The following is a 13,711-nucleotide window of genomic DNA, read 5'->3' on the forward strand; positions in this document are numbered from 1 at the left end:
TTTTACCTATTTATTTAAGTATTTGGATGCCACTAGGTGTGGAAAACTTAGATGCGATGGCAGCGGGACAAGAGTTGCCGAATATTGTTAATACAGCATTTGCTCAATTGTTTATGTTACTCGGTGGATCTGGCGCGACTTTAGGTCTAGCGATAATTATGACCTTTATGGCAAAAAGTAAGCGATATCGAACATTGGGTAAAATTTCATTACCTGGTACCATTTTCGGAATTAATGAACCACTGATCTTTGGTTTGCCAATTGTTTTAAACCCATATTTGGCAATTCCATTTGTAGTTGCACCTTTAGTTGCTGTAATTATTCCTTACTTCTTAATGGCATCAGGGATGATTACGAAATTGGCAGGGGCACACTTACCACTAGGTACACCAGCGTTCTTTAACGCTATTTTGCAAGGTGGTTTTGTTATCCTAATGGTGCAAATTTTGATGATTGTTGTCACAGCGTTAATATACTATCCGTTCTTCCGTGTTATTGATAAGCAAGCATATGCTGACGAACAAGAAGCTGCTAAACAATAACTTTAACGCAATTATTAGCCAAAAGTAAATACAGTAAGCAAAACCGAATGATATCGATTTATATAAATCATTCGGTTTTTGTTTAATTATACTGGTAGTGATATCGCTATTAAGTCTAAAGAAACAAGGATTATTCATTAGACGTTATCATTTTGCCATGGACATCTTTCAGGTTAGTACTTTAAAGTGATCAAGTGTAACATGTTACATTTAATTGTGACAACAATTTCACTTGTTATCCTTTTCATCAATAAATAAGTTACCTATACTAAAAATAGACGAGATAAATTACTTAGGAGGAATCTAATATGCCATTACAAAAAGATTTTTTATGGGGCGGTGCGATCGCAGCTAACCAAGCGGAAGGTGCGTATAAAGAAGATGGAAAAGGGATGGCGCTCGTAGATGTATTGCCATCTGGACAACAACGTTGGGACGCATTAGCAAATCCTAATAAAGCCTTAAATACAACATATGATCACTACCCAAGTCATGAAGCAATTGATTTTTACCATACTTACAAAGAAGACATTAAGCTTTTTGCTGAAATGGGTTTCAAAGTTTTTCGTACGTCTATCTCATGGCCACGTATTTTTCCAAAAGGTGATGAAACGGAACCAAATGAAGCGGGTCTAAAATTTTATGATGACTTATTTGACGAGTGTAAGAAATACGGTATTGAACCATTAGTGACGATTAATCACTTTGATACGCCACTATACTTAACAACAGAATATGGGGGATGGCGTAATCGCAAGTTAGTTACCTTCTATGAGCGCTATGCTAAAGTTGTACTTGAGCGCTACAAAAATAAAGTGAAATATTGGCTAACGTTTAATGAAATCAATATGCTACTTCACATCCCATTTTTCGGTGGAGGCTTAATTATTGATGAGAATGAAAATGCAGATCAAGTCAAATTTCAAGCTGCTCACCATCAATTAGTGGCTTCAAGTTTAGCAACAAAAGCAGCGAAAGAAATTAACGGTGAAGATTTCATGATTGGCTGTATGTTAGCGGCAGGAGAAGTTTATCCTTATTCTTGTCATCCTAATGATATGATGAAGGCTGTCCATGATAATCGCAAACAGTATTTCTTTATAGACGTTCAGTCCAGAGGAGAATACCCATCTTATACGAATCGAATGTTTAAAGAGCTTGGTGTTGAGCTTGAAGTTGAACAAGGTGACAAAGAGCTATTAAAACAATACACAGTTGACTTTATTTCGTTCTCTTACTATTCATCACGCTTAACGAGTGCAGATCCAGAGAAGTATAAGGGAGATACATCAGGTAATGCGTTTAAATCATTAAAGAATCCACATTTAGAAGCATCTGAGTGGGGATGGCAAATTGATCCTGTTGGCTTACGTGTAACGATGAATAATATGTATGACCGTTATCAAAAGCCACTATTTATTGTAGAGAATGGTCTTGGCGCAGTGGATGAATTAAAAGATGGTACGGTAGAAGATGATTATCGGATAGACTATATGCGCGAACATTTAAAACAAATGATTGAAGCGGTTGATGACGGTGTTGAATTACTCGGTTATACGTCATGGGGTTGTATTGACCTTGTTAGTGCAGGATCTGGCGAGATGAAGAAACGTTACGGCTTCATTTATGTTGATCGTGATAATGAGGGTAATGGTACAGGTAAACGTTATAAGAAAAAATCGTTTGACTGGTATAAAAAAGTCATCGAAACAAATGGGGAACAATTATAATAGACAGGAAAACATGCTAAGGCTAACTTAGCATGTTTTTTGCGTGAGATAGAGGTGTATCAGAAGTGGTGGGAAATGCTGATAAGACCGATTATAAATGTCCTATCGGTTTTGTTAGGCGGACGAATAGGATATATATATCGTATAAAATACCAGAATGGTTAAAACACATCAAGCTTTTCCCTAGTGCTAACATGCCACCAGGACTAATAATTGTTATGCCGTTCTGCTACTTTAGGACATTTTTTTCTCAATCCGTTATAATGAATGTGGTAATGAATGATTAAAAGATAACTCATGACGAAGGGAAATATTAAATGAACAAATTGCAGGCTAAACTATTTATGATGTTAATCGGGAATCTCTTATTGGGCTTAGCGGTAGGGATATTTATTATAGCTGAGCTAGGTACAGATCCGTTTGCTACGATGAATTTAGGGATTAGTTCAACACTTGGGCTTTCATTAGGTTTTTACCAGCTGCTATTTAATGCGCTACTGTTTATTGTTATTATTGTCTATGGTAGACATTTGATCGGATTAGGGACAATTGTCAATATGGTTGCTATCGGTTTTATTGCTGATTTTATCGTATACAGTTATAACCAATTAAATGTCGCTCAACCGTCTATGATCGTTAAGTTAATTTTACTTTTGTTAGGAATCATGATCGCAAGCTTTGGATTATCCCTCTATATAACTGCTCAATTAGGGGTAGCACCCTATGATGCGCTGCCATTAATCATTATGAAAATGTTAAATGAAAGCATTTCTTTTACAAAAGCAAGATTAGCGGTTGATATATTAGCTGTGGTTATTGGTTTTCTATTCGGTGCGGTCGTTGGCGTTGGCACATTATTGATTGCCGTAACTCTAGGTCCAATGGTGACCTTTCACAATAAACGCATTTCCGAGCCGTTTTTGCATAGATATGATGTTTTGTTAGCTAAAAAGAAAACAATATAAACCTAGGATGTGGCGGGGAATAAATGATGAAGAGCGTTTTAAAGAAGGCGGTGAGGGTCCGACGAAAGAAGCACATGTTGATAGCTTTTGTATTGGCGCTTACACGATTACCAATCAAGAATTTTCAACTGAGACTGGATATCAAACGGGAGGCTGAAAAATAGGACTGGTCGCTTGTATTTGATCCACTTGTTAAAGATAATAAGGGTCCCCATCTGTTTGGAAGGTGGATTACAAATTGAAAAATTGCAATGACCGCATCCCTGATAGGTTTTCTCCCGCAGAAAATAGCCTATTAGGGAGCGGACTATCTGGATTGTAACAGTTCATTGTGGTGTTACACATCAATTAACTACTGAAGGTTAAGGATGTCAGGGGAGTAGTGAGAACGATCAAGGGATTAGCAATAAGTTATTAGGAATCAAGCAGTGGATGGACTTCAATTATCACAGAAAATAAGTAATAGATTGAAAGCAACACAAGTATTTATTGGTCACTGATTGAGGTTCGTTTTATCACTGTTCTTCATAATAAGCGTGGAGATTTCTTTTTTGGAATCGCTATCAAAACGGACGACTATGTTTGGCAATTATTAGTTTATAGTGTGTCAACAGTGAATTTTTGCTAAAGTTGAGCATGTTGCCAAAAAAATCCAGGCAGTTTTAATGTCGCTATTCTAGGGGGATGTTAAGTATGTATGATAATGAATCAAGTGATACATTAAATAATGATGTTTTCGGAGTAACAGGATCTCTTCCTTTTACGGGGAGGTGGTTAGTAGGATCAACTCCTGCAAAACAAATACCAAGTCATGGCACAGACATGTTTGGTGTAGGATATGCTATCGACTTTATCGCTGTTGATGAACAGAATCGAACAAGCCCTGAGAAAAGTTGGCGAACATTTATTGGGACCGAATCGCCTGAAATCTTCTATGCATTTGGTAAACCTGTTGTCTCACCTGTTTCAGGGGAAGTAGTTCGTATTCATAATGGGGAACCAGATCATGAAGCGCGTCGCTCATTGCTTACATTAATACCTTATGCGATCAAGCAAAAGGAAAGATTTCGTAAAGGTCCTGCAGCAATTGCTGGCAACTATATAATTATTTCACCACATCATTTGGATGTATATATCGCAATCGTCCATTTACAGTTAGATTCGCTTTTAGTTAAAAAGGGAGATCATGTATCCGTCGGCGAACATATTGCAAATTGCGGAAATTCAGGTAACTCAACTCAACCTCATATTCAAGCGATGACAAGTTTAGACTTTTTTAATACAAAGGGAGTGCCTCTTTACTTTAATGCATTTAATCAATGGGGAAAAGGGGATAGCGATCCAACTATTGTAAAAAAAGCCTTTCCGGGGGCTGGTGCGGTTGTCAGTCCGAGGCTAAACGAATGATGGATATAATATAATTATCATTTCCATTACGACAGAAAAGAGATATTTTGTTAAAGCAATATTTAATTTCAGACTATTGTCCGTAAAATATCCACCTCAAAATAGGAGAACAGAGGTAAATCTATTAAGGTGGATGATAACGGACGCGAATGTCCTGATTCACGCAGCGACCAATCAGTGGGCAAATAATAAATACAGCTACTGATGAAGATTGGTCTATAATGAGAAAGCCGTTTTCCATGATAGTTATGTGAAGTAGTCAACCTATTTTAGTGTTGAGACATGTTTGTTCCAATGAAACTGTCATATGTTAGACGGTATGAGCATGGGGGCTTATCGTCCCCATCTTAGATAGATGGTGAAATAACAACAGGATGCATTTTGATCACTTCTTAGGGTTATTGAAATGCCTGTAGGATTGTAATTTGTTGTTATATCACTGGTTGTACCGATCGATTGGAATAGACGGTCAACCTCGTCAGATTGATCTGCTTGTGCTGCTGTTATTAATTGATGACTAAAAGTCTGATCAGATAACTTGTCTAAAATCATAATCGGTTCATTGGAAATTGCTCTCAAGGTTGATATTGACTGTAGAAACATACTTGTATCAACTTCTGGATAGACCCGATATGGATTTCGTATGAAATAAAAGGGATAATAATTAAACATAGACGGAGGATAAGAGAAAACAATAGGTCTGTAATACATAATGAACCTCCTGCTACCTGTATTTATTGTTTGCGAATACCAAAAAGCTTATGTTAATTCTAAATATACTATTAGTAAACGTAGAACTGGGGTTAAACATAAGGGTATAAATCAATGGTGTTGTAATAGCTACTGTACTAACTATACAGGTGAGAGAGTGTGCAAGCGTCTAGAGGTTTACTTAGCTTTGTGAGTATTCATTATAGAGTTTATGCGGATCGTGTTCTTGTTATTAATTATTTAACTGTTAAAGTTCTGCAGTAGCTATATAATAAAATTCAGTGTTTGGCATCATTATAAAAACTGACTTTATCACAGATAACCGTCCGGGAGTCGCCCGGCTGATAAGAGAGAACAGCATTCAATCAATTAAGGTGGCGCTAATGGACGATCATGTTCTAATGCACACAACACTTCCTGATTGAAGGTTTGTTTTATCAAGTTTTATGTTTACAAAGTGTATTAAATCACGTAAGCTATTAATGCAAGCATTTACATTATTGTCATGGAGGTATGAAATGGAATTAATGGTGGAGCAGTTTGCTAGTTTGAATTTATTGAATCAATTTTGGATTACTCTATTTTTAATTATTCCGATGGTGCTTATTGCACGAACAGTTGTTGCTGGTACGCGTTATTCACCTATTTTAATTATTGTTATTTTTGGTTTGTCCATGGGTTATATTCTTGTGCATACGGGGGTTGCTGAACCAGGAATAGCAGCATTTCCTATGGTTAATATGGTAGCCTCAGCAACGATTATTGCGTTAATTGTATCGTTTTTTGTGGGTGGACAAGAACTAAGAAAAATTTTTTCAAATAAGCCCCTAAAAAATGAAGATATGGTGATCCCGTCATCGCAAGAAGCGGTATTAGGGACGACACGGACTCAAATTGTCATGATCATTCGTGCTTTCTTTTTGTTAATTGGAATAGAGGGTGCGACGAGAACATTAATAGGCACGAGTACAAGTTCATTAAGTGATGTCTATCCCTTAATAGCATATATAGGTATTGTGGGATCGGTTATTTTTATTGATAATCGCGCAACGATTACCAATAAGTCCTTATATATTAGAAAAGGGATTTTAGAAATAATAGGTATTATATTTGTTTTATATGTGGCTTATTTAGTAGCTGAAACGATTGAATCGGTGATTGCACTGCCACAAATTTTCTTTGCGATGATTGTCTCTGCTTTAGCAGGTGCCATTCTCTATCGTTGGTCATTTGGCCCAACGATTAAAGCGTTGTTGTTTGCTGGAATTCCTGTTGTTTTAGCAGGTAATTTTATGGTCGGGGGTTCAAGGATAGGTGAGGCTTTTACCATTGAAGGGATGGGTGCTGTCCTTTCTTACGGTTTCTTTGGTCAATTGTTCTTTATGTTCGGTGGTATTGCTGTTTTAATGTTTTTCGCTAAAACAAATCATGTTAGAAATTTAGCACCAGGAATGGCTGGTGCACTGTCACATTCGGGACTAACAGGCGCTTGTACCGCAGGCGATTTAGGTACTCAAGCTGCGAGTCGAGCGCCAATTATGATTAACATTCCATTTTTTGGTCATGTTTTTGTTTTTTCAGTATTAGCGATAAGTGCGGAAAATGGGGCGTTATGGATCTGGCCATCACTGTTAATTGTTGCAGTTGGGCTTGTTTTCACTATCTTGGCTTTAAGGCATTTACGAGTCGCTAATCATGATGACGCCAAAGAGATTAAAGCACTTATGCAATTTTCATTTGGCTGGCAACTCGTAGCTGTATTTGGTGGCTTACTTTTGTTAACATTAAGTACCATTGCTTTTAATTACACTGGTATGGCGCAAGCATCTGCGATCTCGCACTTTGGTTTATTTGCAGCTATTCAAGAAGGGATGTTTGGTGCTGAGTCGGCTAATCTAATTCCATTTATCTTTTCTATGCCATTTCTTGTTCACCCGGTTGTCTTTTTCATGTTTGGAAAGGCGATGAAAGATGGTGGGAAGATGCCGATTAAAACAGTGTATGTCATTAGTGCAATTGGTGTTATTGGGTTAATGATTTCATTATTTGTTAATTGATGTAGACTAAAAAAAATCTCATTTCACTTGCCAAAAAAGCTACCCACAAGCGTTAGACGAACGTTAACTTTTGGGTAGCTACTATATTTTATTGAGATGAACCACAAGGGTTTTAACGTTTATCAGTAAAAATAAAACGTTAGTGCATCCGAGCTTAATTCTGATAAACCGAAAATTAAGTAAACGAGTATAAGTGTGATCAATGTAATAACCAAATAGCTCTTTCCATATCCTTTTATAAACATAAAAAGACTGGTCATGGCTGTCAAGAAAAAGAAAATGGCAGCAGCGAGAATAGCTATAGATGACATAATGCTACTCCTTTCGGTAATGGAAACAGATTTAAATTTTTTATCTAGGTATTAATAACTAAAACCTACTACCTTTATTATTATATAACGTTTGTCAAGTTAGGCTATTAATGAGCTAATCTCAACATACAGAGCGACTTTTGGTAGTTAAAGCTTTTTGATAGTATTAATAGATAAAACATTAATAATCATGCTATAATAGGTATAAGTATTGTGTGAAGGAGTGCCCAAAGCATGTTCGAAAAGTATCATCGTTTTATGTACTTGGCTGTTTTTCAATTGTTGTTACTTATTTTTTTCTTTATATTTAGTATGATCGAGTACGGGTTTAATGTGATGACGGTATCAGTACTATTTATTTTATTTATAGGTGTGCTTTTAAATGTACTCCTTTATTTTTATTTCAAAAAAATCAATACACAAACCGAATAAAAGGTTTTTTGGGGGATTTTAAATGGACTCAATAGAGCTAATGGATAAATTGAATGATATTATACCTGCTTATCAACCTATTGTCAGTGCAGTTACCCATGAAATTGCAGGCTATGAATTGTTTGCTAGACGCGCTGAGGGGAATCGATTAATGAGTTTAGATTCTTTTTTTGAAGATAAGGAAGTGCCTGCGGAATACAAATTAGAAGTGAATCAACATGTATTAACGCAAGCATTACCTCAACTCTTTCATCAGCCTTCGCTTTTCTTAATGATTCATTGGACGGCTGAAGAATGGTTAATTGATGATGGAGAACCATTACTTGAGTGTTTAAATGCTTTTGGTGAAGCTGGTTTTCCATTGCAAAGGGTTATTGTGCAAATAAAAGAACACGATTTAGATATCTACTATGACCAGCTGTATCACCTTCTCCTTTATTACAAGAGCTGTGGTATTCAAATAGCGATTGACCAGTTGGGGGCTAGAACAGCTAATTTAGATCGGATCAGACAATTAGAGCCTAATGTGTTAAAAATGAATACACGCATTATTGGTAGCTATGATTCAAAAGGCTATGATGACATTATCTATTCTTTTGAACAACTGGCTGATCGGATTGGAGCAGCACTGTTATTTGATAATATTGAAGATGATTTCTTACACTATTATGCATGGAAGCATGGAGGACGTTATTATCAAGGTTTTTATTTGTCCGATATACATAGCGGAAATCTAAATAGTTCAACGATTGATGTGGATATCTCACAAAAAACAGCTAGCTTTGTAAAACGTCAAAAACAGTTAGTTGAGACACGACTAAACTGGATAGTTGATTGGGAAAAACAGTTAATGGAGCTTGTAGAGGACGGTTGGCAGTTAAATGAAGTTAATCCATTTCTAGAAAAAGTAGGAGAAGTCTTTCATAATGAAAGCTTTCGTATTTATATTTGTGATAGTAATGGTGAGCAAATATCAGCAAATTACCATAAAAGAGCGAATCAGTGGCATTTTGAAAGTGATTATATAGGAGCAAACTGGGCTTTTCGTCCTTATTACTTAACAAACATGATGCATATGCGACTTTGGAATCGGGCGATGTTATCAGAGATCTATGCAGATATTGAAACGCGTGAACGGATTCGAACATTAAGCTTCCCTTTATCAAAAGATTATTTTATATTTATCGATATAGCTTATCGTTTTATATATAAGAATGATTGTTTCTTAATTTAGTGTTAGGACAAATACAGTGTGAATCGATAGTAAGCGACATGTATTGAAATTTTGCGTAACGAGTATATGAGAACAAATAAATGAAAATGTGAAGCCAAATCATAACGACATGCAGTGTTGTGATTTGGCTTCATCATACTATTCTCGTTTACTTTCGATATCTAAATCGATGCCAACTTGGTTCAATGAATAATCACTTCGGTAGGAATACCAGTCGGTAACGTCATTGTGAATCGATTGTTTAATGCCACTAACTGTATAGTGCCTTCCTATAAAGTTATTTAAGATAGAAGTACGCATCGTTGCTATATCAAGTCTTTTCTGAAGCAGGCTTTGCTTTAATTCAAGAGCTTGAATGCGATCTCGTTTTAAAAATACTGTTTCTCGAGATAAGAGTAACATCGATTGGATCGTTAATTGCTGTTTGGTTAAATGAACGCCTGCCATTCGGTAATCTAAGTAACAATAGATACTGCCAACTAATAAAAATAGACCGCTAATCCACCAGAATGGGCGAACAAATAATAAAGTAGTGGTAAGTACTACAGATGCTCCTAATAAAAGAAGACACCATTGATAATAAAATAAACGTCTGGACACAGGGTGTATCTCAGTAATGGTGTGTTGATATTCAGGTAACATTGTCGTTAGAAACGTCTGAAATTCAGATTTCTTAATAAGTGGAAAGATAATCGTGCGCATATTTTCACTTTGATCGACTTCTCCTCCTGCAACTTCTAGGTAAACTGTAGCTAATTTAAAAGGCAGTCTTATGATGTTTTGCTTAATGCCGACTGCCTGGATACGCTTAAGTGGTATCGACAGTTGTTTCTTTTCCCAGAGTCCTCTTGTTATATAGAGTTCTTTTTCGTAGCGCACCACAGTAAAGTCTCCATATTTAATAATTGAACCTAGCACACCTAAAAGCCACATCAATATAAATAGAATCATTGATAGTGCGATTAAGGTCCCCAGTGCTTGAGCGAAAAGCCAAGCTGATGTAGATTGATAAATGGCATCTGGGATAAATAGTTCTGCCTCTGAAATACCAAAAAGCAAGATACTCACAATGACACCGAAACCACCAGAAGTGGAGCCGAAAGCAAATAATCGCTTATAACTTGCTTCATACTTTGGCACTTGATTATCAAGAATATAATCATAGTCATAAGTGTCTGTTACATCTGTCACATCCTGATTTTGCTGATCAAACTTTAGTTGATTTCTAAGTGCATGTGCTTCCTCCATTGAAATAGCGGTTAATTTAGCATCGACATTCATATCACTACCTGCTGTTTCAATTTGTAACTGGGTTAACCCGAACAGTCGGTGAATAACATTTTGACTTAAATGAATCGACTGAATACGATGCTTAGAAATCGTCCGTTTCTTGCGAATAATAATTCCTCGCTCAATCTTCAACTCATTTTGATCAAGCGAATAAGTGAATCTTAACCAACTAAGCCAGCTATATATGATTATAGAACATGCGACTGTAACTGTTGCAATCAATAAATAAGTAAAAAATTGTTCTCGACCAAATATAATAATAAGTGAAAATAATAATAAAAGGGTTTCTTTCATTGTTTTTAAAAATATAAAAATAATCGCAGCAACATGAAGGCGTTTAGGTTCAAATGTCATCTTGTTCCACCCTAGCCAATATCGATATTTGATCACGCAATTGTTCAGCTTCTGTTTCACTTAAAGCCGGAATCTCATGAGTGGTTGCTGCCGTCGTTACTTCTAAGTTAGCTAAATTAAATTTTTTCAAAATCGGGCCTTGCTTAGTATCAACATGTTGAACCCGAACCATCGGTACGAGTGTGCGTTTAACAATAATCATACCATGTTGTATGTAAATTTCTTGATCATAAAGTTGATAACGCCACCGCCGCCAGCGCAGTGGGGGAATTAAAATGATGCTCAGCAATATAATAACCACGGTTAAGCTAAGACTAAGACCGCCAAACCAATAGCTCCACTCAAACAGCCAAGCTGTAATAAATAGACCTGTGGTGATTAACATTAAAATAATGGAATAAATAAGTCCATGTATTTTCCAAACTTTAATTGCAGAAGATGCAATTCTTTGATTTGGTGGATAACGCAAGAAAAACACAACCTTTCTATCTTTTTATCTTCTCAATTATAGCTCAATTATTCACAAATGACTAGGTAATACTGGAATTTAATAATACTGTGGTTCAGTCCCTTTATCACACAAATCGTCTAAAACAACCGTCACAAAATAGAGAGCAGAGCTCATTTGTTTTTGGTGGGTGTTAATGTCCTGATTCACTCAACAACCAATCTGTGGGAGAAAACACCCCCGCTGATTGGTTGTTCGTTTTATGAATTTTTTATTCGTGCCCTGTTATACTAATGATTAAATCCATTTTTTCTGTAAAATAAAACACTGAAGTTATTATTTAGACGCCCAATCTCCACTATTAGAATGAATAAATCTGTGAGATGTTTAAGTTTGCTATTCCGCTTAACCCATTAAGATAAGCTAACGAGGAGTGAATATAATGCAAAATGCTGAACGCTTTTTGGTGGCATTTAATAAAATTGAGAAACATTTTGACAAAATTTTAAGTGAAGACCGTTATATCCCTTTTCACCGAGCTGTTCATCAACTAAAGAAAAGAAGTGCTGTCATTAATCGCTATCATCAGGACCTACTTGAATATTCAGAATTACGTAATGCGATTGTACATGAGCGAACAGAAATGAATTATGCTATTGCTAATCCGTATATCGATACTGTTAAGGCAATTGAATGGATTGCTGAACAAATAACAGCACCCAAACAAATTATTCCAACTTTTGAAAAAAAGCTAAAGGTTTTACAAGCTGATTTGGAATTGAGTAATGTACTGGCTATGGTTAAGGAGACGGAATATTCGCAATTTCCGGTTTATCAAAACGAACAATTTATTGGTTTATTAACGGATAAAACACTTCTGCATTGGATCGCTCAGCAGATGAATGGAGATGTCCAGCAATTGCTGAGGACAAAGATAATGGAAATCGCAAAAGATGTGAAGAAAACTAGTCATTATCGTTTTGTTCCAAAAACAATGGACATCTACCAAGCTGAAGCATTATTTATAGACAATATAAAAAAACATCAACGTTTAGATGCTTTGCTTATTACAGAAGAGGGAAAAGCAAACCAAAACCTACTAGGTATGGTATCTCCACATGATCTAATTGACATTCCGTAATCATGCGTAAAGCTATTTAAAGAGAGACCTTAATATACAAAAAATGAATGTTCAGAACGTAATTTAGATTATCACAGATAACCTTCGGTAAAACCCCTTTACAAAGTAGAGAGCAGAAATGATCTGACGCTAATGTCCCGATTCACTCAACGACCAATTAGCAGGAGCAGAACGATACACCGACTGATTTGATTGAAAGTTCATTTTATTGTGGGAAATGCTTTACAATACGCTTGATTTTATCGTTAAACGCATCAACTGCAACAATACGTGCTTCGCGCAAGTATTCTTTTCCATCGATAAACAACAATAATACAGGGACGGTGAATATTTGAAATCGACTGGCGAGCTGAGGCACCTGTTCAATGTTGATATAAGCGGGTTTAATCGTAGGATAACGATGGAGAACCTGTTCAATTTGCGGAAGCAAACTTATACATACACTACAATTCGTTTTAGAGAGATAAAGAAAAGTTAATTGTTCTTCGTTAATAAACTGATCGACTGCTTCTAGGGTATTTAAAATAGCAAATGATGTCATCGTGTTTTCTCCTTTATTTGTTAACGTCTAATTCAGAGCTATTTAAGCATGTTCTTAAGAGAAAAGCAAATCAACAGGTTTATCACAGATGTTCGTAAAACGTCTGTTAATTGAATGTTCGCTTTATCATCAGTAATTAACGCTTATTTTCCAAATATGCACAAAAAAACATGATCAGTTAAAGATTCGACTTTATAAACAAATAGGTTGACTTAAATACCTATATGGGTATAAAATAAACAGTATGAAATTTTTATCACAGACAATCGTCCATAGAATTAGAACGTAGAGCAAATCTATTTAGGCAGGTGACCACGGACGCTAATGGCTTGATTCACTCAACGATCAATCAATAGGCGAAGAACGAATCCCACTATTGATTGAAGGTTCATTTTATCTAATTTCCGCCAGAAGACACCTACTTCAAGGCAGATGAACGGTGTATTCCAGTGTGTAAGTAGGAGGGGAATGTCGGTTGGCTATAGTCAAAAACTTACTTTGTTCTTGTAGTGGATATCGGCATAGAGACGTTAAGCATCTTGCCTTAC

14 protein-coding genes are annotated in these 13,711 nt (G+C 36.1%); 9 read left to right on the top strand and 5 right to left on the bottom strand.

The window, feature by feature from the left end; translation table 11 throughout:
* From B494_RS0106840 to B494_RS0106860, 5 genes are all read left to right on the top strand, one after another.
* The coding region (locus B494_RS0106840; protein WP_017471640.1) for a PTS transporter subunit EIIC at window positions 1-542 on the top strand (542 nt) is incomplete at its 5' end.
* Between the two features lie 308 nt (window positions 543-850).
* Window positions 851-2,272, top strand: coding sequence for a 6-phospho-beta-glucosidase (locus B494_RS0106845; protein ID WP_017471641.1), 1,422 nt, complete (start codon window positions 851-853; stop codon window positions 2,270-2,272).
* A gap of 317 nt (window positions 2,273-2,589) precedes the next feature.
* Complete coding sequence (locus tag B494_RS0106850) at window positions 2,590-3,237, top strand: YczE/YyaS/YitT family protein (RefSeq protein WP_017471642.1); 648 nt, start codon at window positions 2,590-2,592, stop codon at window positions 3,235-3,237.
* 7 nt (window positions 3,238-3,244) lie between these two features.
* On the top strand, window positions 3,245-3,394 hold the full coding sequence (locus B494_RS20980) for a hypothetical protein (protein ID WP_017471643.1): 150 nt from the start codon (window positions 3,245-3,247) through the stop codon (window positions 3,392-3,394).
* 536 nt (window positions 3,395-3,930) lie between these two features.
* Window positions 3,931-4,644 carry a M23 family metallopeptidase gene (locus tag B494_RS0106860; protein ID WP_017471644.1) on the top strand — a complete coding sequence of 238 codons (714 nt, stop codon included), beginning with the start codon at window positions 3,931-3,933 and terminating at the stop codon, window positions 4,642-4,644.
* A 333-nt stretch (window positions 4,645-4,977) separates the two neighbouring features.
* Here B494_RS0106860 and B494_RS0106865 read toward each other — a convergent pair whose 3' ends face one another.
* Window positions 4,978-5,355, bottom strand: coding sequence for a YuzC family spore coat inner layer protein (locus B494_RS0106865; RefSeq protein ID WP_017471645.1), 378 nt, complete (start codon window positions 5,353-5,355; stop codon window positions 4,978-4,980).
* Window positions 5,356-5,873: 518 nt separating this feature from the next.
* Here B494_RS0106865 and B494_RS0106870 point away from each other — a divergent pair.
* Window positions 5,874-7,412: a membrane protein gene (locus tag B494_RS0106870; RefSeq protein ID WP_017471646.1), complete on the top strand. Its 1,539-nt coding sequence runs from the start codon at window positions 5,874-5,876 to the stop codon at window positions 7,410-7,412.
* Window positions 7,413-7,534: 122 nt separating this feature from the next.
* Here the strand turns inward: B494_RS0106870 and B494_RS0106875 are convergent, their stop codons facing one another.
* Complete coding sequence (locus tag B494_RS0106875) at window positions 7,535-7,723, bottom strand: hypothetical protein (RefSeq protein WP_017471647.1); 189 nt, start codon at window positions 7,721-7,723, stop codon at window positions 7,535-7,537.
* 234 nt (window positions 7,724-7,957) lie between these two features.
* Between B494_RS0106875 and B494_RS0106880 the strand changes: the two genes are divergently transcribed.
* Window positions 7,958-8,155 carry a hypothetical protein gene (locus B494_RS0106880; RefSeq protein WP_017471648.1) on the top strand — a complete coding sequence of 66 codons (198 nt, stop codon included), beginning with the start codon at window positions 7,958-7,960 and terminating at the stop codon, window positions 8,153-8,155.
* 22 nt (window positions 8,156-8,177) lie between these two features.
* Window positions 8,178-9,389: an EAL domain-containing protein gene (locus B494_RS0106885; protein WP_017471649.1), complete on the top strand. Its 1,212-nt coding sequence runs from the start codon at window positions 8,178-8,180 to the stop codon at window positions 9,387-9,389.
* A gap of 138 nt (window positions 9,390-9,527) precedes the next feature.
* Here B494_RS0106885 and B494_RS19070 read toward each other — a convergent pair whose 3' ends face one another.
* Both B494_RS19070 and B494_RS0106895 read right to left on the bottom strand, forming a co-directional pair.
* Complete coding sequence (locus tag B494_RS19070; RefSeq protein ID WP_017471650.1) at window positions 9,528-11,033, bottom strand: PH domain-containing protein; 1,506 nt, start codon at window positions 11,031-11,033, stop codon at window positions 9,528-9,530.
* Window positions 11,023-11,502 (bottom strand): PH domain-containing protein, encoded by a 480-nt coding sequence (locus B494_RS0106895; RefSeq protein WP_017471651.1) that lies wholly within the window; start codon window positions 11,500-11,502, stop codon window positions 11,023-11,025. Before B494_RS0106895 ends, B494_RS19070 begins: the two co-directional genes overlap by 11 nt.
* Before the next feature lie 421 nt (window positions 11,503-11,923).
* Between B494_RS0106895 and B494_RS0106900 the strand changes: the two genes are divergently transcribed.
* Window positions 11,924-12,622, top strand: coding sequence for a CBS domain-containing protein (locus B494_RS0106900; RefSeq protein ID WP_017471652.1), 699 nt, complete (start codon window positions 11,924-11,926; stop codon window positions 12,620-12,622).
* Window positions 12,623-12,827: 205 nt separating this feature from the next.
* Here B494_RS0106900 and B494_RS0106905 read toward each other — a convergent pair whose 3' ends face one another.
* On the bottom strand, window positions 12,828-13,163 hold the full coding sequence (locus B494_RS0106905; protein WP_017471653.1) for a thioredoxin family protein: 336 nt from the start codon (window positions 13,161-13,163) through the stop codon (window positions 12,828-12,830).
* Between the last annotated feature and the right edge of the window lie 548 nt (window positions 13,164-13,711).

It is taken from the genome of Amphibacillus jilinensis Y1 (genome assembly GCF_000306965.1).
Taxonomy (GTDB): domain Bacteria; phylum Bacillota; class Bacilli; order Bacillales; family Amphibacillaceae; genus Amphibacillus_C; species Amphibacillus_C jilinensis.

Coding starts and splice junctions, on each gene's coding strand:
- B494_RS0106870 (WP_017471646.1), top strand. CDS start 5,874: ATGGAATTAATGGTGGAGCAGTTTGCTAGTTTGAATTTATTGAATCAA.
- B494_RS0106850 (WP_017471642.1), top strand. CDS start 2,590: ATGAACAAATTGCAGGCTAAACTATTTATGATGTTAATCGGGAATCTC.
- B494_RS0106900 (WP_017471652.1), top strand. CDS start 11,924: ATGCAAAATGCTGAACGCTTTTTGGTGGCATTTAATAAAATTGAGAAA.
- B494_RS0106875 (WP_017471647.1), bottom strand. CDS start 7,723: ATGTCATCTATAGCTATTCTCGCTGCTGCCATTTTCTTTTTCTTGACA.
- B494_RS0106885 (WP_017471649.1), top strand. CDS start 8,178: ATGGACTCAATAGAGCTAATGGATAAATTGAATGATATTATACCTGCT.
- B494_RS0106860 (WP_017471644.1), top strand. CDS start 3,931: ATGTATGATAATGAATCAAGTGATACATTAAATAATGATGTTTTCGGA.
- B494_RS0106865 (WP_017471645.1), bottom strand. CDS start 5,355: ATGTATTACAGACCTATTGTTTTCTCTTATCCTCCGTCTATGTTTAAT.
- B494_RS0106845 (WP_017471641.1), top strand. CDS start 851: ATGCCATTACAAAAAGATTTTTTATGGGGCGGTGCGATCGCAGCTAAC.
- B494_RS0106905 (WP_017471653.1), bottom strand. CDS start 13,163: ATGACATCATTTGCTATTTTAAATACCCTAGAAGCAGTCGATCAGTTT.
- B494_RS19070 (WP_017471650.1), bottom strand. CDS start 11,033: ATGACATTTGAACCTAAACGCCTTCATGTTGCTGCGATTATTTTTATA.
- B494_RS0106880 (WP_017471648.1), top strand. CDS start 7,958: ATGTTCGAAAAGTATCATCGTTTTATGTACTTGGCTGTTTTTCAATTG.
- B494_RS20980 (WP_017471643.1), top strand. CDS start 3,245: ATGTGGCGGGGAATAAATGATGAAGAGCGTTTTAAAGAAGGCGGTGAG.